Origin of the sequence: Cyanobium gracile PCC 6307, assembly GCF_000316515.1 — a bacterium.
Taxonomy (GTDB): Bacteria; Cyanobacteriota; Cyanobacteriia; order PCC-6307; family Cyanobiaceae; genus Cyanobium; species Cyanobium gracile.
The window spans coordinates 1,813,670-1,836,263 of sequence record NC_019675.1 but is presented as its reverse complement, the minus strand read 5'-3'; the positions used below and the strand labels follow the sequence as shown (position 1 = coordinate 1,836,263).

Sequence of the window (22,594 nt, the reverse complement as noted above, 5' to 3'; positions counted from 1 at the left end):
CTCCCCGGCCGCCCCCTTGGTTGATTCCAGCCTGTCCATCACCCCCGAGCGGCTCGCGGCCTTCGATGAGGAGTCCATCGCCGAGCTCGCCCGACGCCTCGAGGACGATGACTACCCCACGCCGTTCGCGGGCCTCGCCGACTGGCACCTGCTGCGGGCCCTGGCCATCCACCGCCCCGACCTGATCCGGCCCTACGTCCATCTGGTGGATCAGGAACCCTTCGATGAGGAGTGAGGAGGACGCCGAGGAGCGGCTTGAGCTACTGACGGGCGTCCCCGACAGCCCCACCCACCCAGCCAGCCCCACCGACCTGGCCGGCCCTGCCGACCCCCTCGCCGGGCGTCGCGTGCTGGTGCTGATCAGCGGCAGCATCGCCGCGGTCAAGCTCCCCCAGCTCGTCAGCGCCCTGGTGCAGCGCGGGGCCCTGGTGCGCTGTGTGCTCAGCCCCGGCGCCGAGCGGCTGGTGAGCGCGGTGGCCCTGGCCAGCCTCAGCCGCGCCGCCTGCCACATCGAGGCCGACCAGTGGAGCCATAAGGAATCCAGGCCCCTGCACATCGCCCTGGCCGAGTGGGCCGAGGTGGTGCTGCTGGCCCCCCTCAGCGCCACCAGCCTGGCCCGCTGGGTGCACGGGATGGCCGACACCCTGCTGGCCAGCACCCTGATCGCCTGTGAGGCCCCCGTGCTGGCTGCCCCGGCCATGAACAGCGCCATGTGGGCCGCCCCGGCGGTGTGCCGCAACTGGCGGGAGCTGCAGGGCTGGGAGCGGGTGCTGCCCCTGGAGCCGGGCAGCGGCCTGCTGGCCTGCGACCGGGTGGGCGATGGGCGCATGGCCGACCCGGCGCTGCTGCTGCTGGCGCTGGAGTCGGTGCTGGTGGCCGGCTGCCGCCGCGACTGGCAGGGCCGCCGCCTGCTGGTCAGTGCCGGGCCAACCCGGGAGGCCCTCGATCCGGCCCGCTGCCTCACCAACCCCAGCACCGGACGCATGGGGGTGCTGCTGGCCCAGGCCGCCCGCCTGCGCGGTGCCACGGTCGATCTGGTCCATGGCCCGCTGGCGGTCGACCCGGCCTGGCTGGAGGGCCTCCACTGCCACCCCGTCGTCACCGCGGCGGAGATGGAGGCGGCGCTGCTGCGGCTTCAGGACGGCGCCGATGCCATCGCCATGGCCGCCGCCGTCGCCGATCACCGCCGCCGCCGCCCCGAGGGCCGCAAGCTCGCCAAGGAGGCGCTGGAGGCCTCCCTCACCGCTGGCTGGGAGCCCGTGCCCGACCTGCTGGCGGCCCTGGTGCGGCGTCGCCCTCCGGCCCAGGCGATCCTGGGGTTCGCCGCCCAGAGCGGCGAGGTGCTCCAGGAAGCCCGGGCCAAGTTCGCCCGCAAGGGCTGCGATCTGCTGTTCGCTAACCCCATCGACCGGGCCGGAGCGGGGTTTGGATCGGCCGGCAACGAAGGCTGGCTGCTGGGTCCCCGGGGGCGGGAGAGCCAGGTGGGCCCCACCGGCAAGCTGGCCCTGGCCCACCGGCTGCTCTCGGCGCTCGCGGAAGCGGCGGCGCTCAGGTCTCCGGATCGGGCGCCAGCAGATCCATGAACGTGCGCAGTTGCAGCCGGGGGATGTAGGGCCAGCCCCCGCTGCCTTCCATCTCGGAGAGCAGGGTGAACAGGCCGTTGCGGTCGCTGGGGAGGCTGCTGCGGAAGGGACCGTCCTGGATGCTGCGGTGCAGGTGCTCGATGCGGCGGAGCAGATCGAGCAGGGCCTCGGGCTGCTCGGCGCGCCGCTCGGCGATCCTCAGCAGGGTGTCGAGGGCCCCCTGGAGCTCGGGGTCAGCTGCCGGGTCGGAGGCGGGTGCGGACGGCGGCGCGACGGGCGTGGATTCGTCGATCGGGTGGGTGCGGCTCAGGGACATCTCCCTCTCATACAGGTTGTTGAGAGCCCACGCAAGCCACCTGGAATGGGCGTTTTGCACCGGTAGGATCCCGGCCAGCCCAGTTCCTGTTCCGTCTCTGCGGCTTCTCCCCATGCGTTTCCGTCCCCTGCTGGCCCTCGTGCTGGCTCTGTGCCTGACCCTGGTGTCCGCATGCAGCGGCGGGGCCAAGGCCGTTGATCGGGCCAATCTCACCTACGAAGACATCCACAACACCGGTCTGGCGAATGACTGCCCGACCCTGCCCGACTCCGCCCGCGGCACGATCTCCCTGGATCCCTCGGCGACTTACCAGCTCAAGGAGATCTGCATGCACCCCTCCGAGGTCTTCGTGAAGGGGGAGCCCGCCAACAAGCGCCAGGAAGCCCAGTTCGTCGCCGGCAAGATCCTCACCCGTTACACCTCCAGCCTCGATCAGGTCTACGGCGACCTCAAGGTCAGCGGTGACAAGCTCACCTTCAAGGAGCTGGGTGGCATCGACTTCCAGCCGATCACCGTGCTGATGCCCGGCGGTGAGGAAGTGCCCTTCATGTTCTCCAGCAAGGAGCTCAAGGCCTCCGCCGCCGGCACCTCCTTCTCCACCAGCACCGACCTCAAGGGCGAGTACCGCGCCCCCAGCTACCGCACCAGCAACTTCCTGGATCCCAAGGGCCGGGGCCTGACCACCGGCTACAGCAGCGCCGTGGGTCTGGTTCCCGCCGGTGATGAGTTCGCCGGGGAAACCGTCAAGCGCTACGTGGATGGCTCCGGCACCATGGACCTCTCGATCACCAAGGTCGATCCCAGCACCGGTGAGTTCGCCGGGGTGTTCACCGCCATCCAGCCCTCTGATACCGACATGGGCACCAAGGCCGTCGTCGACGTCAAGATCACCGGCGAGCTCTACGGCCGTCTCGAGCAGGTCTGAGGCCAGGGCCGGGCTCTTTCCGGTTCCCCTCCTGACAAGCCGTTGATCCCAGGGGCCCGCGGGCCCCTTTTTTCATGGCCGAGCGCCGGTCTGGGAGGATGGACATCCCTTGTGCAGCCTCCGGCCCGTCGCCATGACGCTCGCCAACACCGCCGCCCGCTCCGACCTGATCGCCCCCCACGGCGGCAGCCTCGTCGATCTGATGGTGCCGCCCGACCAGCAGGAGGGTGTGCGCGCCTCGGTGGGCAAGGTGCTGGAGTGCAGTCACCGCAACGCCTGCGACGTGGAGCTGCTGATCGTGGGCGGCTTCTCGCCCCTGCGCGGCTTCATGCACCAGGAGGACTACGACGCGGTGGTGGCCGGCCACCGCACCACCAGCGGCCTGCTGTTCGGCCTGCCGATCGTCTTCGACACCGACGACGAAACCATCGCCGTCGGCGAGCGGCTGCTGCTCACCTACCAGGAGCAGGACCTCGCCGTGCTCACGGTGGAGAGCCGCTGGGAGCCCGACAAGGTGGTCGAGGCCAAGGGCTGTTACGGCACCACCTCCCTGGAACACCCGGCGGTGCGCATGATCGCCACCGAGCGGGGCCGCTACTACCTGGGCGGCCGCCTCCAGGGTCTGGCCCTGCCGCAGCGGGTGTTCCCGTGCAGCACCCCGGTGGAGGTGCGTGCCACCCTGCCGGCGGGCCAGGACGTTGTGGCCTTCCAGTGCCGCAACCCCATCCACCGGGCCCACTACGAGCTGTTCACCCGCGCCCTCGAGGCCCCCAACGTCAGCAAGGGCGGGGTGGTGCTGGTGCATCCCACCTGCGGACCCACCCAGGAGGACGACATCGCCGGCGAGGTGCGCTTCGCCACCTATGAGCGCCTGGCCGCCGAGGTGGACAACCCCCGCATCCGCTGGGCCTACCTGCCCTACGCCATGCACATGGCCGGCCCCCGGGAGGCCCTGCAGCACATGATCATCCGCAAGAACTACGGATGCACCCACTTCATCATTGGCCGCGACATGGCGGGCTGCAAATCGTCCCTCACCGGCGAGGATTTCTACGGCCCCTACGAGGCCCAGGACTTCGCCCGTGACCAGGCCACCGAGCTCGGCATGGAGACGGTGCCGTCCCTCAACCTCGTCTACACCGAGGAGGAGGGCTACGTCACCGCCGAGCACGCCCAGGCCCGGGGGCTGCACATCCGCAAGCTGAGCGGCACCCAGTTCCGCCAGATGCTGCGCGGCGGTGAGGAGATCCCGGAATGGTTCGCCTTCCGTAGCGTGGTGGAGGTGCTCAGGGCCGCGGCCTGAGCCCCGTCCGACCCCGGACGCCGATTAACATTCTGTTACTTTCACTCTCACACAGGAGACAGGGTCGTGAAGAAACGCTGGCGCAACGCGGGGCTCTACGTGCTCCTGGTGATCGTGATGATCGCCGTGGGCACCGCCTTCCTGGAGCGTCCTGACCCGGCCCGGGCCCCCCGCACCCTGCGCTACAGCGACTTCGTCGAGGCCGTCCAGGCCAACGAGATCTCCCGGGTGCTGATCTCCCCCGACCGCGGCACCGCCCAGGTGGTGGAGAACGACGGCCAGCGCGCCGTGGTGAACCTGGCCCCCGACAAGGACCTGCTCAAGCTCCTCACCGACCACAACGTCGACATCGCCGTGCAGCCCAACCGGGAGCCGGCGGCCTGGCAGCAGGCGATCGGCAGCCTGATCTTCCCGCTGCTGCTGCTGGGCGGCCTGTTCTTCCTGCTGCGCCGCGCCCAGGGCGGCGGCGGCAACCCGGCCATGAACTTCGGCAAGAGCAAGGCCCGGGTCCAGATGGAACCCCAGACCCAGGTCACCTTCGGTGACGTGGCCGGCATCGAGGGCGCCAAGCTCGAGCTCACCGAGGTGGTCGACTTCCTCAAGAACCCCGACCGCTTCACCGCCGTCGGCGCCAAGATCCCCAAGGGCGTGCTGCTGGTGGGCCCTCCGGGCACCGGCAAGACGCTGCTGGCCAAGGCCGTGGCCGGAGAGGCGGGCGTGCCGTTCTTCTCGATCTCCGGCTCGGAGTTCGTCGAGATGTTTGTGGGCGTGGGTGCCAGCCGGGTGCGCGACCTGTTCGAGCAGGCCAAGAAGAACGCCCCCTGCATCGTCTTCATCGATGAGATCGACGCCGTGGGCCGCCAGCGCGGCGCCGGCCTCGGCGGAGGCAACGACGAACGGGAGCAGACCCTCAACCAGCTGCTCACCGAGATGGACGGCTTCGAGGGCAACACCGGCATCATCATCGTGGCGGCCACCAACCGCCCCGACGTGCTCGATTCGGCCCTGATGCGGCCGGGTCGCTTCGACCGCCAGGTGGTGGTCGATCGCCCCGACTACGCCGGCCGTCTGCAGATCCTGGGTGTCCATGCCCGCGGCAAGACCCTCGCCAAGGACGTCGACCTCGACAAGGTGGCCCGCCGCACCCCCGGCTTCACCGGCGCCGACCTGGCCAACCTGCTCAACGAAGCGGCCATCCTCGCCGCCCGCCGCCAGCTGGCCGAGGTGTCGATGGATGAGGTCAACGACGCCATCGAGCGCGTCATGGCCGGCCCCGAGAAGAAGGATCGGGTGATGAGCGAGCGCCGCAAGCGCCTGGTGGCCTACCACGAGTCCGGCCATGCCTTGGTGGGTGCCCTGATGCCCGACTACGACCCCGTCCAGAAGATCAGCATCATTCCCCGCGGCCAGGCCGGCGGCCTCACCTTCTTCACCCCCAGTGAGGAGCGCATGGAGTCGGGCCTCTACTCCCGCTCCTACCTGCAGAACCAGATGGCCGTGGCCCTCGGTGGCCGGGTCGCCGAGGAGATCGTCTACGGCGAGGACGAAGTCACCACCGGGGCCTCCAATGACCTCCAGCAGGTGGCCCGCGTCGCCCGCCAGATGGTGACCCGCTTCGGCATGAGCGACCGCCTCGGCCCTGTCGCCCTGGGCCGCGCCCAGGGGGGCATGTTCCTCGGGCGCGACATCGCCGCCGAGCGCGACTTCTCCGAGGACACCGCCGCCGCCATCGACGAGGAGGTCTCCCAGCTGGTGGCCGACGCCTACCGCCGGGCCACCGAGGTGCTGCTCGCCAACCGGGCCGTGCTCGATGAGCTGGCCGAGCTCCTGGTCGAGAAGGAGACGGTGGATGCCGAAGAGCTCCAGGAGCTGCTCATCTCCCGCGATGTGACGGTGGCCGCCTACGTCTAGGCACCCCTCCGAATCCCTGATCCAGTCCCTGCACCACCAGCCCCTGCTGGTGGTGCTTCGTGCTGAGCAGCCAGCGCTCCTGGCCCCCCAGCTGGGCCAGCTGGCCGACCTGGGCGTGCGCCATGTGGAGATCGCCTGGGGGCCCTGGCCGGGCTGGATCAGCGACTGCCGGCGCCTGATCGAGGCGTTCCCCGACCTGCAGCTGGGGGCGGCCTCGATCTGCACCCCCGCGGCCCTGGTGGCGGCCCTGGAGGCGGGTTTCTCCTACGGCGTCTCCCCCGTCCTGGACGGGGGGTTGCTGGAGACGGCGGCCATGGCCCGCTTCGCCCTGGTCCCCGGAGTGATGACACCCACGGAGGTGAACCGGGCCCGGTCCCTGGGCTGTCCGATCGTCAAGCTGTTCCCTGCCGCCACCGTCGGCATCGGCTACTGGCGGCGCCTGCGGGATCCCCTCGGCCCGCCGCTCCCGTTCTGCATCGCCGCCGGCGGTCTTCTGCCGGGTGATGTGCGTCCCTGGCTGGAGTCCGGGGTCGATGCCGTCGCCCTGGGCTCGTCGCTGGTCGCCCAGGGGCCGGAGCCCCTGCGGCAGGTGCTGGCGAAACTGCCGCCGCGGCCCTGAGCCGGCGAATCACCAGAGGCTGCACTGGCCCTGCTGGCGCAGCAGGTGATCGGCCAGCACCAGGGCCACCATCGCCTCCACCATCGGCACGGCCCGGGGCAGCACGCAGGGGTCGTGGCGCCCCTTCGCCGCCAGGGTGGTGGCGGCGCCGGTGGCATCGATGGTCTGCTGTTCCTTGCGGATCGTGGCGGTGGGCTTGAAGGCCACCCGCAGCTGGATCTCCTCCCCGTTGCTGATGCCCCCCTGGATGCCCCCCGAGTTGTTGGTGGCGGTCCGCAGGCGGCCGTCGTCGCTGGGCAGGAAGGCGTCGTTGTGTTCGCTGCCGCGCAGGAGGGTGCCACCGAAGCCGGAGCCGATCTCGAATCCCTTGGTGGCCGGCAGCGACATCACCGCCTTGGCCAGATCCGCCTCCAGCTTGTCGAACACCGGCATGCCCAGACCCACCGGCGGCCGCCGCACCAGGCATTCGATCACCCCGCCGCAGGAATCCCCGTCCCGCCCGATCGCCTCGATGCGCTCAATCATCCGTTCGGCGGTCCCGGCGTCAGGGCAGCGCACGATGTTGGCCTCCACCGCCTCCAGGCTCACGCTGGCGGGATCGATCGTGGCCTCGATGGTGTGAATCCGGCGCACCCAGGCGATCACCTCGGTGCCGTGGGTGCGGGCCAGCAGCTGCTTGGCCACCGCCCCGGCGGCCACCCGGCCAATGGTTTCCCGGGCCGAGGCGCGGCCGCCGCCGCTGCGGGCCTGGATGCCGTATTTGGCCTGGTAGGTGGCGTCGGCGTGGGAGGGCCGGAAGGCCACCTGCATCTCCTGGTAGTCCCCGGGGCGCTGGTCCTTGTTGCGCACCACCATGGCGATCGGCGTCCCGAGCGTGACCCCGTCGAGCAGGCCGCTGAGGATCTCGACCCGGTCCTCCTCCTTGCGGGGGGTGGTGATGCGGCTCTGGCCGGGCCGGCGGCGGTCGAGATCGGCCTGGATCTGCTCCAGATCCAGCGGCAGCCGGGGGGGACAGCCATCGATGATCACCCCCACGCCACCGCCATGGGATTCGCCGAACGTGCTGATCCGGAAGAGATCGCCGAAACTGCTGCCCATCGCACCGCCCTGCCCATCGGGCTTGCCGAAGCAGGGAGCCTACCCAGCCGGACCGCGTCGCCATGAAAAAACCCCCTGCGTGAGCAGGGGGTCCGAAGGTTCCAGGAGATCTCGAGGGGCTGGATCAGCCGATCGCCGGAGCGGTCAGGGCCACAGGGGTGGCGCTGGCGGCGGCCAGGTCGAGGGGGAAATTGTGCGCATTGCGCTCGTGCATCACTTCCATGCCGAGGCCGGCACGGTTGAGCACGTCGGCCCAGGTGTTGATCACCCGGCCCTGGCCATCCAGGATGGACTGGTTGAAGTTGAAGCCGTTCAGGTTGAAGGCCATCGTGCTCACGCCCAGGGCGGTGAACCAGATGCCGATCACGGGCCAGGCGGCCAGGAAGAAGTGGAGGCTGCGGCTGTTGTTGAAGGAGGCGTACTGGAAGATCAGGCGACCGAAGTAACCGTGGGCGGCCACGATGTTGTAGGTCTCTTCTTCCTGGCCGAACTTGTAGCCGTAGTTCTGCGACTCGCTCTCGGTGGTCTCACGCACCAGGGAGCTGGTGACGAGGGAGCCGTGCATGGCGGAGAACAGGGAGCCACCGAACACACCGGCCACACCCAGCATGTGGAAGGGGTGCATCAGGATGTTGTGCTCAGCCTGGAACACCAGCATGTAGTTGAAGGTGCCGCTGATGCCGAGGGGCATGCCGTCGGAGAAGGAACCCTGACCGAAGGGGTAGATCAGGAACACGGCGCTGGCGGCCGCCACGGGGGCGGAGTAGGCGACGCAGATCCAGGGGCGCATGCCGAGGCGGTAGGAGAGTTCCCACTCGCGGCCCATGTAGGCGAAGACGCCGATCAGGAAGTGGAAGACCACCAGCTGGTAGGGGCCACCGTTGTACAGCCACTCGTCGAGGCTGGCGGCTTCCCAGATGGGGTAGAAGTGCAGGCCGATGGCGTTGCTGGAAGGAACAACGGCGCCGGAGATGATGTTGTTGCCGTACATCAGGGAGCCGGCGACGGGCTCACGGATGCCGTCGATGTCGACGGGGGGCGCCGCGATGAAGGCGACGATGAAGCAGATGGTGGCGGCCAGCAGGGTGGGGATCATCAGCACACCGAACCAACCGACGTAGAGACGGTTGTTGGTAGAGGTGACCCACTCACAGAACTGGTTCCACACCGAAGCGCCGGAGCGCTGCTGGAGAGTGGCGGTCATGAGTGCGTAGAAGGAAGACACCGAGCGCAGGCGCGGAAACGCCGGATCGGTGGAAGGAGATGGGGGCGGGTTTCCGTCCCCGGCAGCACTGTAACAGTGTGTTGCGGAGTGTGAGGGCCGCCTTCATGAAGAAAAGCTTTGCTTCGTGGCGGGCGCCTCCCCCGGCCCCCTCCCTGGCCCGCCGCCCCCGGTACGGCCGGCGCCCACCGGCGGCCCGGGCGCGCTTGTTAGCGTCCGGAGACCCCCTCGAGCCGCGTCAGCCGTGAGCGATCAACGGGTGCTGCTCGTGCGGCTGCCCTGCAATCCGATCTTCCCGATCGGCCCGATCTACCTGGCCGATCACCTGCACAAGTGCTTTCCCGCCCTGCCCCAGCGGATCCTGGACCTGGCGGCCGTGCCCCTGCTTGATGTCCAGCGCGTGCTCCTAGAGGTGGTTGACCAGTTCCAGCCCACCCTGCTGGTGTTCTCCTGGCGGGACATCCAGATCTATGCCCCGGTCGATGGCCGGGGCGGCAACCCGCTGCAGAACTCCTTTGAGGTCTTCTATTCCGCCAACCCCCTCAAGCGCCTGCGGGGGGCGATCGGCGGGCTGCGGCTGATGGGCTCCTATTACGGCGAGCTGTGGCGCAACCTGCGGCTGGTGCGCCGGGGCCTGCGGCGCGCCCGCCGCCACAACCCCGGGGCCCGGGTGGTGATCGGCGGGGGCGCGGTGAGCGTCTTCTACGAGCAGCTGGGCCGCGGCCTGCCCAGCGGCTCCGTGGTCTCGGTGGGGGAGGGGGAACGACTGCTGGAGAAACTGATCCGCGGCCAGTCCCTCGAAGGAGAGCGCTGCTACGTGGTGGGCGAGGCGCCCCGTCCGGGCCTGATCCACGAGCAGCCGGCGGGCCTGGAGAAGACCGCCTGCGACTACGCCTACATCGAAGCGATCTGGCCCCAGCTGAACTGGTACCTCGACGGCGGCGATTTCTACGTCGGCGTCCAGACCAAACGCGGCTGCCCCCACAACTGCTGCTACTGCGTCTACACCGTGGTGGAGGGCAAGGCCGTGCGGGTCAACCCGGTGGAGGAGGTGGTGCAGGAGATGCGCCAGCTCTACGACCGAGGGGTGCGCGGTTTCTGGTTCACCGATGCCCAGTTCATCCCGGCCAGGCGCTACATCGACGACGCCAAGGATCTGCTGCGGGCCATTCAGGCGGAGGGCCTCACGGACATCCGCTGGGCCGCCTACATCCGCGCCGACAACCTCGATGCCGAGCTGGCCGAGCTGATGGTGGCCACGGGGATGAGCTATTTCGAGATCGGCATCACTTCGGGGTCGCAGGAGCTCGTTCGCAAGATGCGCATGGGCTACAACCTGCGCACGGTGCTGGAGAACTGCCGGATGTTGGCGGCAGCCGGCTTCCGTGAGCACGTCTCCGTCAACTACTCGTTCAACGTGATCGATGAACGGCCCGAGACCATCCGCCAGACGATCGCCTATCACCGGGAACTGGAGAGCATCTTCGGCGCCGGGTCGGTGGAGCCGGCGATCTTCTTCATCGGCCTCCAGCCCCACACCCACCTGGAGCAGTACGCCTTCGACCAGGGGATGCTCCAGCCGGGCTACGACCCGATGAGCCTCATGCCCTGGACGGCCCGCAAGCTGCTGTGGAACCCGGAACCGATGGGTCGGGTGTTCGGGCGGATCTGCCTGGAGGCCTTCAAGCGCAACCCGGCCGATTTCGGCCGCACCGTGATGGCCCTGCTCGAGAGGGAGTACGGCGTGGCCCCCCTGGATCAGGCGCTGCGGGCGCCGGTGGAGGGACGCCGGGCCCTGGCCACGGCGACGCTCTGAGGCAGGGCCGCTGAAGGCACATGAAGGGCGGAGGTCCGTCGAGATGGGGAAGGCCGGATGAAAACAGGACCCCCAGGCTTCAGTCTTTCAACATGAGGGTAGGTGCAGGAGTCGATGGTGGTGATCGTCTTGATGTGAACAGCATTGATGCCAATACAGCTGCTGGTGGAAATCAGAACTTCAACTTCATCGGAACCGCCGCCTTCACAGCCGCCGGTCAGTTGCGCTTCTTCCAGGACGGCACCAACACCTTCGTGGAAGGCAACACCACTGGAGTGGGTGGTGCGGAATTCTCGATTCAGGTGAATGGACTGCACACCTTCATCGCGACTGATTTCGCGCTCTGATCCCTCCATCCGCCGATACGGCGTCAGCAGGCATCAGGTCGCTGGCTTCTGAGGTCGGGTGTGGGCCATCAGCGCCAGCACCCCTCCCATTCCAATCCAGCCCACCACGCCACCGAGGGGATTGGGAGGGGTGCCAGGTCCCGCCAGCCATGCCTGGGCCTGTGGCACCACTTCAAGAAGTCCCGCCTGCAGGGCGAACCAGCCCCCCACCAGCCCGCCGTGAAGCCCAACCGCTCCCCAGAGCACGCCGCGATCCTCAAGGCGATGCAGAGCCAGGTTCACTCCCAGCAGGCTCAGCCCGCCGAGCAGCCCCACCGCCCCCAGCCAGCCGGCCCGGCTCCAGGGATGCACGAGGGCGAAGATCGCCGCCTGCAGCAGCAGTGCCGCCCGCGGAGCCATCTGGAGTCGCAGTTCGCCCCATAGCCAGCCGCGGAACACCAGCTCCTCGGCGAAGCCCACCCCCACCACCAGGGCCAGGGCGTTGAGCACCTCCCCCCCCTCCAGGCCGGCCGGACCGATCCAACGGGCTCCTCCCGAGGCCAGCAGGGCGATCACCACCAGGGCCAGCAGGGCCAGGGCCCGCAGCAGCCCCCGCCCGAAGGCCCCCAGCACCGCGGGCAGCGGGGCCAGAACCCCGAGGGCACGCCAGGGATGGGATTCCCCCCAGGCCCGGCGCAACCGCAGCGGCAGGGTGAGCAGCAGCAGTACCAGGGCCACCACTGCCCCGGCCAGATCGACCTGATCCGGGCGCAGGCCGGGGGCGAGACCTCCCAGGGGGCGCACCAGCAGCCAGCCCAGGCCGTAGAGCAACGGCACGTAGAGCAGGGTGCCGCTCCAGCGGGGGCCCACTCAGCTCTCCGGCTCGATCGTGCTGGTGAGGCCCTTGGCCTTGAGGGTTTCGCAGTAGAACTCCGCCGGCTCCAGATCGCACACGATCACCAGTCCCACCCCCGTGTTGTGGGCTTCCAGCATCACGGCGATGGCATCCTGCTCACTCAGGGAGGGCACCACCTGGCGCAGGGTGTTCACCACGTACTCCATGCTGTTCACGGGGTCGTTGTGAAGCAGCACCTTGTAGCGGGGTGAGGTCTTGCGCACCCGCTCCGGCGCCTTCTCGATCACGGCGGCCCCCCCGGGCGAACGGGAGGGGGTTTCGGTGGCCGCCGGGGTGGTGGAGACGGTGGCGAAGGGCGGGATGGTCATGGGCATGGCCGCTCCGGTCCTGACAGGGGCCAACTCTAAAGAGCCCGGATCCGGCGCATCGCCTCGTCCACGTTGGCGCGGGAGTTGAAGGCGGACAGGCGGAAATAGCCCTCGCCCGCCGCGCCGAAGCCGCTGCCGGGGGTGCCCACCACATGGGCCTGGCCCAGCAGGTGGTCGAAGAAGCCCCAGGAATCCAGCCCGTCGGGGGTCTTGATCCACACGTAGGGGGCCTGCTGGCCGCCGTACACCTGCAGACCGGCGGCCTCCAGCTCGCGGCGGATGATGGCCGCGTTCTCCATGTAGAAGCCGATCAGGGTCCGCACCTGCTCCTGGCCTTCCGGCGAGTACACGGCTTCGGCGCCCCGCTGCACGATGTAGCTCACCCCGTTGAACTTGGTGCTCTGGCGCCGGTTCCAGAGGCCCCACAGCTCCACCGGCTCGCCGGCGGCCGTGGTGCCGGTGAGCCCCCGGGGCACCACGGTGAAGGCGCAGCGGGTGCCGGTGAAGCCGGCGTTCTTGGAGAAGGAGCGGAATTCGATCGCGCAGCGCCGTGCCCCCTCGATCTCGTAGATGGAATGGGGCAGCTCCGGATCGGAGATGAACGCCTCGTAGGCGGCGTCGAACAGGATCAGGGCGTTGTGGGCCAGGGCGTAGTCGACCCACTGCTGCAGCTGCTCCCGGGTGGCGACCGCGCCGGTGGGGTTGTTGGGGAAGCAGAGGTAAATGAGGTCGACGGGCTGCTCCGGCAGGGGGGCCACGAACCCGTTGGCTGCCGTGATCGGCAGGTAGGTGAGCCCCCCGTAGCGGCCGCCCCCGTCGGCGTCGCCGGTGCGTCCCGCCATCACGTTGCTGTCCACATACACCGGATAGACCGGATCGGTGACGGCGATGCGGTTGCCGGCCCCGAGGATGTCGAGGATGTTGCTGCTGTCGCACTTGGAGCCGTCGGAGACGAAGATCTCCTCGGCGCTCACCTCGCAGCCGCGGGCCTGGAAGTCGTGGCGGGCGATCGCCTCCCGCAGCCAGCCGTAACCCTGCTCGGGGCCGTAGCCGTGGAAGCCCTCCCGGGTGCCCATGGCCTCGATCGCCTGCTGCATCGCCGCCCGGCAGGCCGCCGGCAGCGGCTCGGTGACGTCGCCGATGCCGAGGCGGATCACGGCCGCCTCGGGATGGGCCTCCGTGAACGCCTTGACGCGCCGGGCGATCTCGGGGAACAGGTAGCCCGCCTTGAGCCGGAGGTAGCTGTCGTTGACCTGGACCATGGGTGGGAAGCGGAAGGCGGGGCGGCGGGGCCAGGCGGCATCTTCCTATGGCGCGGGCCGGCCTGCCTACGCTCGGCCTGCAGCCCGCCGGTCGACGCCGTGCCCTTCGCCACCGCCGACGCGTCCCTCGCCGGCACCGCCGACGCTCCCGTCGCCTTCGCCGAGCTGGTCGACGGCGACATCGCCCGGCCCGCCCGCTACCTCGGCAACGAGCGGGGGGTGGAGGCCCGGGACTGGTCGGCCGCCCGGGTGCGCTGGGCCCTCACCTATCCGGAGGTCTACGAGGTCGGCGCCAGCAACCTGGGCCACGTGCTGCTCTACGCGATCCTCAACGCCCTTCCGGGCCAGCTGTGCGATCGGGCCTACCTACCGGCCCCGGATCTGGCGGCCCGGCTGCGGGAGCGGGGGGCGCCCCTGTTCGCGGTGGAAAGCCACCGGCCCCTGGCCGCCTTCGACATCCTCGGCTTCAGCCTCAGCTACGAGCTCGGCGGCACCAACATCCTGGAGATGCTGGATCTGGCGGGCATTCCGATCCGCGCCGCCGACCGGGGCGACCTGCCCCTCGACGACCCGGCGGCGCCGCCGCTGATCTTCGCCGGCGGCCCCACCGCCACCGGCAATCCTGAGCCGTTCGCGCCCTTCTTCGATTTCCTCGCCCTGGGGGATGGGGAGGAACTGCTGCCCGAGATCGGCCTGGTGGTGGCCGAGGGGCGGGCCGCCGGTCTGGGCCGCCGGGCCCTGCTGCGGGACCTGGCCGAGGTGCCCGGGGTCTATGTGCCCTCCCTGTACGCCCCCGGACCGGATGGGGTGAGCCTGCGGCCGCTGGAGCCGGGCCTGGCCCCCCGCATCCAGCGGCGCACCGCCACCCCCATGCCCCACTACGCCATGGGACTGGTGCCCCACATTGAAACCGTCCACGACCGGCTCACGGTGGAGATCCGCCGCGGCTGCACCCGCGGCTGCCGCTTCTGCCAGCCGGGGATGCTGACGCGCCCGGCCCGGGACGTGGAGCCCGAGGCCGTGATCGAGGCGGTGGAGGAGGGCATGCTCCGCACCGGCTACAGCGACTTCTCGCTGCTGTCGCTCAGCTGCAGCGATTACCTCTCCCTGCCGGCGGTGGGGGTGGAGCTGCGCAACCGGCTGGCGGAGCACAACGTCAGCCTCACCCTGCCCAGCCAGCGGGTCGACCGCTTCGACAACTCCATCGCCCACATCCTCGGCGGCACCCGCCGGGCGGGGCTCACCTTCGCCCCCGAGGCCGGCACCCAGCGCCTGCGGGACATCGTCAACAAGGGACTCACCGATGCGGAACTGCTGCGCGGCATCCGCACCGCCATGGAGAACGGCTACACCCGGGTGAAGCTCTATTTCATGATCGGCCTCCCGGGCGAGACCGACGCCGATGTGCTCGGCATCGTCGACACCTGCCGCGCGTTGCAGCAGCAGTGCCGCGATCTGGGGCGGCTGCAGCTCAACCTGACGATCAGCAATTTCACCCCCAAGCCCCACACGCCCTTCCAGTGGCACAGCGTGTCCACCGCCGAGTTCCGGCGCCGGCAGCAGCTGTTGCGCGACGCCCTGCGGCCTCTGCGGGGCATCAAGACCAACTACACCGACGTGCGGCTGTCGGCGGTGGAGGACTTCGTCGGCCGCGGCGACCGCCGGCTGGCACCGGTGATCGAGGCGGCCTGGCGGGCCGGCGCCGGGCTGGATGCCTGGTTCGAATCCGCCGAACGCAGCCATGCCGCCTGGACCGGCGCCATCGAGGCCGCCGGCCTGGGGGGCTCCTACCGCGCCCTGGAGATGGGCGGCTGGAGTGCGGCGGAGGCCTTCGCCACCGGCGATCTGGAGGCCTTCTGCCGCCAGCCCCTGCCCTGGGACCACATCGATTCCGGCGTCGACAAGGGCTGGCTGGCGGAGGACCTCCGTCGGGCCCTGGCGGCCGCCGTGGTGCCGGACTGTTCCTTCGACGGCTGCAGCAGCTGCGGGGTCTGCGGCCCGGAGCTGGGGCACAACGTGGTGATCCCGCCGCCCCCCGTGCCGCTGCCGCTGCCGCCGCGGGCGCCGGCCAGCGAGCGGCTCTGCCGGCTGCGCTTCGCCTTCGCCAAGACCGGCTCCCTGGCCCTGATCAGCCATCTCGACACCCTGCGCCTGATGGAGCGGGCCCTGCGCCGCAGCGGCCTGCCGGTGAGCTTCACAGGTGGTTTCCATCCCCTGCCGCGGCTGCAGGTGGCCCTCCCTTTGCCCCTGGGGGTGGAGGGCCTGCACGAATGGCTCGACCTGGACTTCGCCGCCCCGGTCGACCCAGAGACGGCCCGGGAACGCCTGCAGGCGGAACTCAGCGCCGAGCTGGCGCTGCTCTCGGTCCGGGCCGTCCCCCTGGAGACCCCCGGCCTGGCCCAGCAGATCCGTTCCGCCCAGTGGCGGTTCACCCTGCGGCCGGCCCCGGACCCGGCGGCCCCCGACCTGGCATCCCTGACGCCGGAGCGCTGGACCGCGGCGGTCGCGGCGCTGCTGGAGGCCACCAGTCTGCCCTGGCAGGACCAGGACAAGAAGGGCCGCCCCCGGGAGCGCGAGTGCCGCCCCTACCTCCTCGACCTCCGCCTGGTGCCCCCCGAGGGCCCGTCCCCGGCGGTGGCGGACCAGGTGCTGGATCTGGAGGCCGCCGTGGATCCCCAGGGCCGCAGCCTGCGGCCGGACCATCTGCGCCACTGGCTGAGCACCGGCCTCGGCCAGCCGCTGGTGCTCGGTCCAGTCCAGCGCCGTTGCCTCCGGCTGGACGCATGCTAAGTTCGCCCTAGACAGAGACAGGAATAGCAGGGCTCCCTCCCTTCTTCCTCCTCTGCCCAGACGCTTCTGCATCAAGGACGCTTTCTAGAAGCTCCTCGGCGAAAGCGCTATCACAGTCAACATTGCTTGGTTCGGTCTTCGTTGCTTTGCATCGGGAAGGAACGACATTCCTTTCGTCACGTTGCCGGCCCGACGACGTCGCTGCCCCCATCCGGGCCCCCTGGCTACGGGGGGCCCGACCAGGCAACCGCCGACTCCCTTGTTTCCGGGGTCCGGCCTGATTTCCGCCAGAAGCCGACCGACCGTCACGGTCGCCGTCCGAATTCCTTCCCCCACCTGCCCCCCGGCAGGGCTCCACTGAGCCCACCATCTCTTCCATGCCCCAGCAGATCGTCATCGCTGAGCAGTTGCGGATCGCCGCAGTGCTCAACGACGAACGCGTCGATGAACTGATCGTCGCCCAGGGTCGTTATCAGATCGGTGACGTCTATCTCGGAACCGTCGAGAACGTGTTGCCCGGGATCGATGCCGCCTTCGTCAACATCGGCGAAAGCGAGAAGAACGGCTTCATCCACATCACCGATCTGGGTCCCCTGCGCCTGAAGAAGGGGGGCGCCGGCATCACTGAGCTGCTCGAGCCCCGCCAGAAGGTGCTCGTGCAGGTGATGAAGGAGCCCACGGGCACCAAGGGGCCGCGTCTCACCGGCAACCTGTCCCTGCCGGGGCGCTTTCTGGTGCTCCAGCCCCACGGCCAGGGGGTCAACATCTCCCGGCGCATCAACGGCGAGAACGAGCGCAACCGGCTGCGGGCCCTCGGTGTGCTGATCAAGCCCCCGGGCGCCGGCCTGCTGATCCGCACCGAGGCCGAGGACGTCAGCGAGGAGATGCTGATCGATGACCTCGAGGCCCTGCTGCGCCAGTGGGAATCGATCCAGCAGGCGGCCGAGACAGCCTCCCCTCCGGTGCTCCTCAACCGGGACGAGGACTTCATCCACCGGGTGCTCCGCGATCTCTACAGCCCCGATGTGCTGCGGGTGGTGGTCGACAGCGCCGATGCGGTGGCCCGGGTCAACGCCTTCCTCGGCGCCGACCAGGCCAACCTCCTGGTGGAGCACCACGGTGAACCCACCAAGATCCTGGAGCACTACCGGGTCAACGCCGCCATCCGTGATGCCCTCAAGCCCCGGGTGGATCTCCCTTCCGGCGGCTACGTGATCATCGAGCCCACCGAGGCGCTCACGGTCATCGACGTCAACTCCGGATCCTTCACCCGCTCGGCCAACGCCCGCGAGACGGTGCTATGGACCAACTGCGAGGCGGCGGTGGAGATCGCCCGCCAGCTCAAGCTGCGCAACATCGGCGGCGTCGTGATCATTGACTTCATCGACATGGAGTCCCGTCGTGACCAGCTGCAGCTGCTGGAGCACTTCACCCAGGCCAGCCGCGACGACACGGCCCGCCCCCAGATCGCCCAGCTCACCGAACTCGGCCTGGTGGAGCTGACCCGCAAGCGCCAGGGCCAGAACATCTACGAACTCTTCGGCCGGGCCTGCCCCAGCTGTGGCGGTCTGGGCCACGTCGCGGTGCTGCCCGGCAAGGACACCCTCCAGCCCCTGGCGACGGTCTCCGGCCTGGTGCGCTCGGCGGCCTCGGCCCGGGCCGAAGTGGCCAGCCCCTCCACCGGCGCCGGCGAGTCCGGCGGCAGCGGCCGACGGCGGCGCGGCGGCCGGGGCGGACGCGGCTCCGACGGGGCCGAGACTCCGGCCCTGGGCAGCTACGTCGATGCCGGCAGCAACGGCACCACCGTCCTGTCGGCGGCCCAGGAGAGTCCTGCCACTGACGCTCCGCAGCGCCGCCAGGAGCCCGAGGTGCTGGCCGTGCCGATGGATCCTGAACAGGAGCTGGTCTACGGCTGGATGGGGCTCAGTCCGGCGTTACTGCTGGATCCGGTCCCCAGTGGCGACAGCCTGATGGTGCGCGTGGTGCGCCCGGACGCCGACCCTGAGGCCGTGCTTGAGGAAGCCCGACAGCAGCTGGCCGCCAGCGGCTCCCGCCGCCGGCGGCGCGGCCGCAACGGTGAGGGCCGCAACGGCATGGCCGACGCCAACGGCATGGCCGACGCGTCCGAAGCAGTGGAATCCCCCGCTGCTTCCGGGACCTTCGATTCCCCGGTGCAGGAGGCGATCCCCATCCTTGAGATCACCCCGGCCCCGTTCGAACCCCTGCCCACCGCGGTCCCGTCCGAGCTGGTGACCGTGGCCGTCCCCAGCCGTCGCTCCTCCGGCCGATCCACAACGGTCGCGGCGGCGGCTCCCGTCCCCGTGGCGGCTCCCGTCCCAGTGGCCGCCGCCGCCGCGGATTCCCCGGCCGCCGACCCGGGTGAGCCCCGCCGCCGCCGCCGCCGCTCCTCCGCCGCTGGCTGATCGCCCCGGCCCCGACGTCCCGCGCCCCGGCCCCGAGGCCCTCGGGAACCCAGACGCATCGGTCTGGGGTGGATTTGACCCCGGCGACTGTGCCGGGGTGGACGAGGTTGGTCGCGGTAGCCTCTTCGGCCCGGTGTTCGCCGGGGCGGTGGTGCTGCCGGCCACCGCCCTGGCAACCTTGGCGGCAGCGGGCCTGAACGACAGCAAGAGGCTCAGTGCCCGGCGCCGTGAGGCCCTGGTTCCCCTGCTGCGCCACCATGCCCTGGCCTGGGCCCTGGGGCAGGCGAGCGCCGGCGAGATTGACCGCTGGGGGGTGCGACGGGCCACTGAATGGGCGATGCTGCGAGCTCTGCAACGGCTGCCCCGCCCCCCCCGGCTGCTGCTGGTGGACGGGGTGCTGCCCCTGCGGGGCTGGGACGGTCCCCAGATCACCCTGGTGGGCGGCGACGGCCGCTGCGCGGCGATCGCCGCCGCCAGCGTGCTCGCCAAGCAGGAGCGGGATGCCCTGCTGCGGCGCCTGGCCCAGCGCCACCCCGGCTACGGCCTGGAGCGCCACGCCGGCTACGGCACCCGCCAGCACCGGGAGGCGATCCAGCGGCTGGGACCCACGCCCCTGCACCGCCGCAGCTTCCTCAGCTCGATCGGCACCAGCGCTGGAAATCCCCCAGCAGCTGCTGACTCACCCGAGTCCTGATGCCGAGCAGGATGCCGCCGAGCACCGAGCGGCCCGTGGCCTCCAGCACCTTGGGAGGGATCAGTTGCAGCAGGGTGGGGCGGCTCACCGTCACCGACAGGCTGGCTTCGCCGGTGAGGCCGCCGTCGGCCGCGGCGAGCCAGGAGCAGAGCCCGAGGCGGAAGTCCTCCACCAGTCCGAGGCCCTCCAGCTGGCAGTCGAGGGCCTCCAGTTCCAGTCGGCCATGGCGACGCACCACCTGCAGCTCCACCACCGGCTGGATCTTCAGCTGGAACACCCTCACCTGGCTCACGGTGTAGCGGTAGCGGCCGGGGCCGAGGGGTTCGAGCTGGGTGGGGTCGAGCAGGGCCTGCACCACCCGCTGCTCATCATCGAGGTAAGCGGGCAGGCGATCCGCCTCGCTGGCCACCGGAAGGTCGAGTTGCTGACTGGCGCTGAAGGCCAGGGACATGGCCTGCGGGCCGGCAGGCCATGATCCTACCGATCACCCCAGAGCGTCCCGCCGCCATGCGTCTTGCCTTTCTCGGTCCCGTCGGCACCTACGGTGAGCAGGCGGCGCAGCGACTGGCGGCCCTCGAGGGCCTCGAGGCGGTGGTGTTCGTGCCCCAGCAGGGCATCCGCGCCGTGATCCGGGCCCTGGCCGACAGCGACTGCGATCTGGCGGTGGTGCCGGTGGAGAACTCCGTCGAAGGGGGCGTCACCAGCTGCCTCGATGCCCTCTGGGAGCACCCTGACCTGGCGGTGGCCCGGGCCCTGGTGCTGCCCATCCGCCACGCCCTCGTGGGCAGCGGCCCCCTCGACGCCATCAGTGAGGTGCTCTCCCATCCCCAGGCCCTGGCCCAGTGCAGCCTGTGGCTGGGGGAACACCTGCCCCACGCCCTGCAGTTGCCCACCAGCTCCACCGCCGAAGCGGCCAGGCTGGTGCGGGGCAGCCGCTTCCGGGGCGCCATCGCCTCGCTGGAGGCGGCCGCCGAGCACGGCCTGGAGGTGCTGGCCCACCCGATCAACGATGTGCCGGGCAACTGCACCCGCTTCCTGTTGCTGCGTCGCGGCGAGCGCTCCCACCGGGGCCCCCATGCCAGCCTGGCGTTCTCGCTCCATTCCAACCAGCCCGGTGCCCTGCTGGAGTCGCTCGGCTGCTTCGCCCGCCAGGGGCTGAACATGAGCCGGATCGAGTCCCGTCCCTCCAAGCGGGAGATGGGCGAATACATCTTCTTCGTCGATCTTGAGCTTCCGGACGGTGTCGCGCCGCTGGACGGGGCGATCGCCGACCTCACCCCCCTCTGCGAGCACCTGGCCCTGTTCGGGGCCTATCCCCTCACCAACCTCGCCGCCGAGGAGAAGGCCGACTGAGTCAGCCGGGCCCGGACTGGCCCACGGCCCCGGCCCCGGGCACCGGACCGCGGAAGACGCCGAACTGCATCAGACCGTTGCGGAAGGCCCAGTCCATCAGCAGCAGCGTCGGCGTCTCCCGCAGCCCCTGCAGCACGGCCCGGGGGCCCAGCCCCAGCACCGCCCCGGGGCGGCGCACGCCCTCGAGGATCGAATCCACCCAGGAGGGCAGGGTGGCGACCGTCCAGTCATCGGTGCTGATCGGCAGGCCCCGGTTCCAGGGGCTGGTCTCCAGATTCCGCCTCAGGGAGGGGATGCTGGCGAACTCCGGGTGCGCCCACTGGTCGAGCAGCTGGCGCATCACCCAGCGCTCCAGGCGGTTCATCGGGGCGACGCTGGGGTCGCGGCGGTTCCAGTCGGCCACCGCCAGGCAGCCGCCCGGTTTGAGCACGCGCAGCATCTCATCGGCGTAGCGCTGCTTGTCGGGCATGTGGGGGCCGGCCTCGACGCTCCAGACCGCATCGAAGCCGGTGTCGGGGCCCCCGTCCGGCAGATCGAGGGCCAGGGCATCCATCACGGCGAAGCGGCATCCCGGCAGGTCGGCCGGTGTGAGCTCCCGTGCCCGGGCGATCTGGGCCGGGCTGATGCTGATGCCCAGCACCTCGAAGCCGTAGTCGCGGGCCAGGATGCGGGCGCTGCCGCCGATGCCGCAGCCCACGTCCAGCACCCGGCTGCCGGGGGGCAGGCGGTCGAGGCCGCTCCAGCGCACCAGCTCGTGGACGAAGGCGGCCTTGGCGGCGCGGAAATCCCGGGCACCCGGGGGATCACCGTAGTGGCCCAGGTGCACATGCTCACCCCAGAGCCGCTCCAGCAGCCGGTCGTCCGTCCAGCGGTCGTAGGCGGCGGCCACACTGGCCGACGACAGGTAGGCCCGGGAGCGGCGCTGCCAGAGCAGGGCGGCCAGGACCGCCGCCAGGGCACCCCCCGTCAGGAGGAGGGGCAGCAGCGCGCCGCCCGGAAGGAGGCTCGCCATGGCTCAGGTCTCGCTGCTGCCGTCGCCGAGGCTGGAGAAAGTGTCCTTGAGGACCGTGCGGGCGGCCAGCTGGCGCCGGGTCTGATCCAGCAGTTCGAATTCCTGGCGCAGGCGCTCACCGGTGTCGGTGATTTCGAGCAGCGCCTGCTGGTGATCGGCCACCGGCCCGCCGAGATGGGCACCGATCCAGAAGGAGAGCTCCCGCGGCAGATCGGGCAGATCGGCGGGCAGGGAGGAGGGCTTGCCGATCAACTTGCCGGTGAGATCGACCACGTCCCGCAGGGCCCGGGTCACATCACTGGTGAGGGTCTCAAGCTCCTCGTGGCTTTCACTCACCGTGTCCTCGATCCAGCTGACCATGCCGACGCGGAACGGGGTGTCGCGCACGATGTCGAGCACCCGGAAGCGCTGCTGGCCCATCGTGACGATGTTGCTGCGGTCGTCGTCCTGCACCTGGCAGTGCAGAATCTCGGCGCAGCACCCCACTTCCGCCATCTTCTTGCTCTGGGGATCCCAGCGCACCACGCCGAAGCGCCTGTCCTCCGACATCGCCGTGCGCAGCATCATGCGGTAGCGCGGCTCGAAGATGTGGAGCGGCAGCACCTCCTGGGGGAAGAGCACCACATCGGGGAGGGGGAACAGGGGCAGCTCCCTGACGGCCAGATCAGTCACGCGAGCAGGATGCCGCTGGCGGCAGGGGGGAAGGGGCGATCGGAG

At 70.2% G+C, this 22,594-nt stretch carries 21 protein-coding genes; 12 read left to right on the top strand and 9 right to left on the bottom strand.

The features are described 5' to 3' along the window. Positions 1-16: 16 nt before the first annotated feature. Positions 17-235: a protein IsiD gene (isiD, locus tag CYAGR_RS08910; RefSeq protein ID WP_015109471.1), complete on the top strand. Its 219-nt coding sequence runs from the start codon at positions 17-19 to the stop codon at positions 233-235. Next, entirely contained in the window at positions 225-1,583 is a 1,359-nt protein-coding gene (gene coaBC / locus CYAGR_RS08905; protein ID WP_015109470.1) for a bifunctional phosphopantothenoylcysteine decarboxylase/phosphopantothenate--cysteine ligase CoaBC, read from the top strand. The genes isiD and coaBC overlap by 11 nt, the downstream gene beginning before the upstream one ends. Here the strand turns inward: coaBC and CYAGR_RS08900 are convergent. Further along, on the bottom strand, positions 1,549-1,899 hold the full coding sequence (locus CYAGR_RS08900; protein WP_015109469.1) for a hypothetical protein: 351 nt from the start codon (positions 1,897-1,899) through the stop codon (positions 1,549-1,551). The two genes, coaBC and CYAGR_RS08900, sit on opposite strands and share 35 nt — an antisense overlap. 112 nt (positions 1,900-2,011) lie before the next feature. Between CYAGR_RS08900 and psbO the strand changes: the two genes are divergently transcribed. The 4 genes from psbO (at position 2,012) to CYAGR_RS08880 (ending at position 6,657) form a co-directional block, all read left to right on the top strand. Next, positions 2,012-2,824, top strand: coding sequence for a photosystem II manganese-stabilizing polypeptide (gene psbO / locus CYAGR_RS08895; protein ID WP_015109468.1), 813 nt, complete (start codon positions 2,012-2,014; stop codon positions 2,822-2,824). Between the two features lie 133 nt (positions 2,825-2,957). Continuing rightward, a complete protein-coding gene (sat, locus tag CYAGR_RS08890) occupies positions 2,958-4,127 on the top strand; it encodes a sulfate adenylyltransferase (RefSeq protein ID WP_015109467.1) in 1,170 nt (389 codons plus the stop codon). Positions 4,128-4,193: 66 nt separating this feature from the next. Further along, a complete protein-coding gene (gene ftsH3, locus CYAGR_RS08885) occupies positions 4,194-6,038 on the top strand; it encodes an ATP-dependent zinc metalloprotease FtsH3 (RefSeq protein ID WP_015109466.1) in 1,845 nt (614 codons plus the stop codon). A gap of 49 nt (positions 6,039-6,087) precedes the next feature. Beyond that, positions 6,088-6,657, top strand: a complete 570-nt coding sequence (locus tag CYAGR_RS08880; RefSeq protein ID WP_015109465.1) for a bifunctional 4-hydroxy-2-oxoglutarate aldolase/2-dehydro-3-deoxy-phosphogluconate aldolase — start codon at positions 6,088-6,090, stop codon at positions 6,655-6,657. A gap of 9 nt (positions 6,658-6,666) precedes the next feature. On the opposite strand, the gene aroC is transcribed toward CYAGR_RS08880, so the two are convergent. Further along, positions 6,667-7,755, bottom strand: coding sequence for a chorismate synthase (aroC, locus tag CYAGR_RS08875; RefSeq protein WP_015109464.1), 1,089 nt, complete (start codon positions 7,753-7,755; stop codon positions 6,667-6,669). A 124-nt stretch (positions 7,756-7,879) separates the two neighbouring features. Further along, positions 7,880-8,959: a photosystem II q(b) protein gene (gene psbA, locus CYAGR_RS08870; RefSeq protein ID WP_015109068.1), complete on the bottom strand. Its 1,080-nt coding sequence runs from the start codon at positions 8,957-8,959 to the stop codon at positions 7,880-7,882. Between the two features lie 262 nt (positions 8,960-9,221). Here psbA and CYAGR_RS08865 point away from each other — a divergent pair, with 262 nt between their 5' ends. Together CYAGR_RS08865 and CYAGR_RS08860 are read left to right on the top strand one after the other, a co-directional pair. After that, a complete protein-coding gene (locus tag CYAGR_RS08865; RefSeq protein ID WP_015109463.1) occupies positions 9,222-10,793 on the top strand; it encodes a photosystem II high light acclimation radical SAM protein in 1,572 nt (523 codons plus the stop codon). A gap of 92 nt (positions 10,794-10,885) precedes the next feature. After that, the gene (locus CYAGR_RS08860) at positions 10,886-11,140 is read left to right on the top strand and encodes a hypothetical protein (RefSeq protein WP_216593338.1); all 255 of its coding nucleotides are present in this window, start codon (positions 10,886-10,888) and stop codon (positions 11,138-11,140) included. A 33-nt stretch (positions 11,141-11,173) separates the two neighbouring features. On the opposite strand, the gene CYAGR_RS08855 is transcribed toward CYAGR_RS08860, so the two are convergent. Genes CYAGR_RS08855 through CYAGR_RS08845 form a run of 3 tightly spaced genes read right to left on the bottom strand, consistent with a single transcriptional unit; the run spans position 11,174 to position 13,605 of the window. Continuing rightward, positions 11,174-11,989, bottom strand: a complete 816-nt coding sequence (locus CYAGR_RS08855) for a CPBP family intramembrane glutamic endopeptidase (RefSeq protein ID WP_015109462.1) — start codon at positions 11,987-11,989, stop codon at positions 11,174-11,176. After that, the gene (gene clpS, locus CYAGR_RS08850) at positions 11,990-12,349 is read right to left on the bottom strand and encodes an ATP-dependent Clp protease adapter ClpS (RefSeq protein WP_015109461.1); all 360 of its coding nucleotides are present in this window, start codon (positions 12,347-12,349) and stop codon (positions 11,990-11,992) included. 29 nt (positions 12,350-12,378) lie between these two features. Next, entirely contained in the window at positions 12,379-13,605 is a 1,227-nt protein-coding gene (locus CYAGR_RS08845) for an LL-diaminopimelate aminotransferase (protein ID WP_015109460.1), read from the bottom strand. Positions 13,606-13,704: 99 nt separating this feature from the next. Between CYAGR_RS08845 and CYAGR_RS08840 the strand changes: the two genes are divergently transcribed. The 3 genes from CYAGR_RS08840 to CYAGR_RS08830 all read left to right on the top strand — a co-directional run bounded on the left by CYAGR_RS08840 (position 13,705) and on the right by CYAGR_RS08830 (position 19,512). Continuing rightward, the gene (locus tag CYAGR_RS08840) at positions 13,705-16,395 is read left to right on the top strand and encodes a TIGR03960 family B12-binding radical SAM protein (RefSeq protein WP_015109459.1); all 2,691 of its coding nucleotides are present in this window, start codon (positions 13,705-13,707) and stop codon (positions 16,393-16,395) included. Between the two features lie 377 nt (positions 16,396-16,772). Beyond that, positions 16,773-18,818, top strand: a complete 2,046-nt coding sequence (locus CYAGR_RS08835) for an Rne/Rng family ribonuclease (protein WP_015109458.1) — start codon at positions 16,773-16,775, stop codon at positions 18,816-18,818. A 97-nt stretch (positions 18,819-18,915) separates the two neighbouring features. Continuing rightward, positions 18,916-19,512, top strand: a complete 597-nt coding sequence (locus CYAGR_RS08830; RefSeq protein WP_051017220.1) for a ribonuclease HII — start codon at positions 18,916-18,918, stop codon at positions 19,510-19,512. Here CYAGR_RS08830 and CYAGR_RS08825 read toward each other — a convergent pair. Continuing rightward, a complete protein-coding gene (locus tag CYAGR_RS08825; protein ID WP_015109456.1) occupies positions 19,451-19,963 on the bottom strand; it encodes a DUF1997 domain-containing protein in 513 nt (170 codons plus the stop codon). The genes CYAGR_RS08830 and CYAGR_RS08825 overlap by 62 nt on opposite strands. Before the next feature lie 56 nt (positions 19,964-20,019). On the opposite strand from CYAGR_RS08825, the gene pheA reads away from it, so the two are divergent. Further along, positions 20,020-20,865: a prephenate dehydratase gene (pheA, locus tag CYAGR_RS08820; protein ID WP_015109455.1), complete on the top strand. Its 846-nt coding sequence runs from the start codon at positions 20,020-20,022 to the stop codon at positions 20,863-20,865. Between the two features lies 1 nt (position 20,866). Here pheA and CYAGR_RS08815 read toward each other — a convergent pair whose 3' ends face one another. Together CYAGR_RS08815 and CYAGR_RS08810 are read right to left on the bottom strand one after the other, a co-directional pair. Continuing rightward, a complete protein-coding gene (locus CYAGR_RS08815) occupies positions 20,867-21,877 on the bottom strand; it encodes a methyltransferase domain-containing protein (protein WP_015109454.1) in 1,011 nt (336 codons plus the stop codon). A gap of 3 nt (positions 21,878-21,880) precedes the next feature. Continuing rightward, positions 21,881-22,549: an LON peptidase substrate-binding domain-containing protein gene (locus CYAGR_RS08810; RefSeq protein ID WP_015109453.1), complete on the bottom strand. Its 669-nt coding sequence runs from the start codon at positions 22,547-22,549 to the stop codon at positions 21,881-21,883. Positions 22,550-22,594: the final 45 nt, after the last annotated feature.

Bases quoted from the DNA above. Each gene is read 5' to 3' on its own strand.
- coaBC (WP_015109470.1), top strand. From the start codon at position 225: ATGAGGAGTGAGGAGGACGCCGAGGAGCGGCTTGAGCTACTGACGGGC.
- CYAGR_RS08900 (WP_015109469.1), bottom strand. From the start codon at position 1,899: ATGTCCCTGAGCCGCACCCACCCGATCGACGAATCCACGCCCGTCGCG.
- psbO (WP_015109468.1), top strand. From the start codon at position 2,012: ATGCGTTTCCGTCCCCTGCTGGCCCTCGTGCTGGCTCTGTGCCTGACC.
- sat (WP_015109467.1), top strand. From the start codon at position 2,958: ATGACGCTCGCCAACACCGCCGCCCGCTCCGACCTGATCGCCCCCCAC.
- aroC (WP_015109464.1), bottom strand. From the start codon at position 7,755: ATGGGCAGCAGTTTCGGCGATCTCTTCCGGATCAGCACGTTCGGCGAA.
- psbA (WP_015109068.1), bottom strand. From the start codon at position 8,959: ATGACCGCCACTCTCCAGCAGCGCTCCGGCGCTTCGGTGTGGAACCAG.
- CYAGR_RS08860 (WP_216593338.1), top strand. From the start codon at position 10,886: ATGAGGGTAGGTGCAGGAGTCGATGGTGGTGATCGTCTTGATGTGAAC.
- clpS (WP_015109461.1), bottom strand. From the start codon at position 12,349: ATGCCCATGACCATCCCGCCCTTCGCCACCGTCTCCACCACCCCGGCG.
- CYAGR_RS08845 (WP_015109460.1), bottom strand. From the start codon at position 13,605: ATGGTCCAGGTCAACGACAGCTACCTCCGGCTCAAGGCGGGCTACCTG.
- CYAGR_RS08835 (WP_015109458.1), top strand. From the start codon at position 16,773: ATGCCCCAGCAGATCGTCATCGCTGAGCAGTTGCGGATCGCCGCAGTG.
- CYAGR_RS08825 (WP_015109456.1), bottom strand. From the start codon at position 19,963: ATGTCCCTGGCCTTCAGCGCCAGTCAGCAACTCGACCTTCCGGTGGCC.
- pheA (WP_015109455.1), top strand. From the start codon at position 20,020: ATGCGTCTTGCCTTTCTCGGTCCCGTCGGCACCTACGGTGAGCAGGCG.
- CYAGR_RS08815 (WP_015109454.1), bottom strand. From the start codon at position 21,877: ATGGCGAGCCTCCTTCCGGGCGGCGCGCTGCTGCCCCTCCTCCTGACG.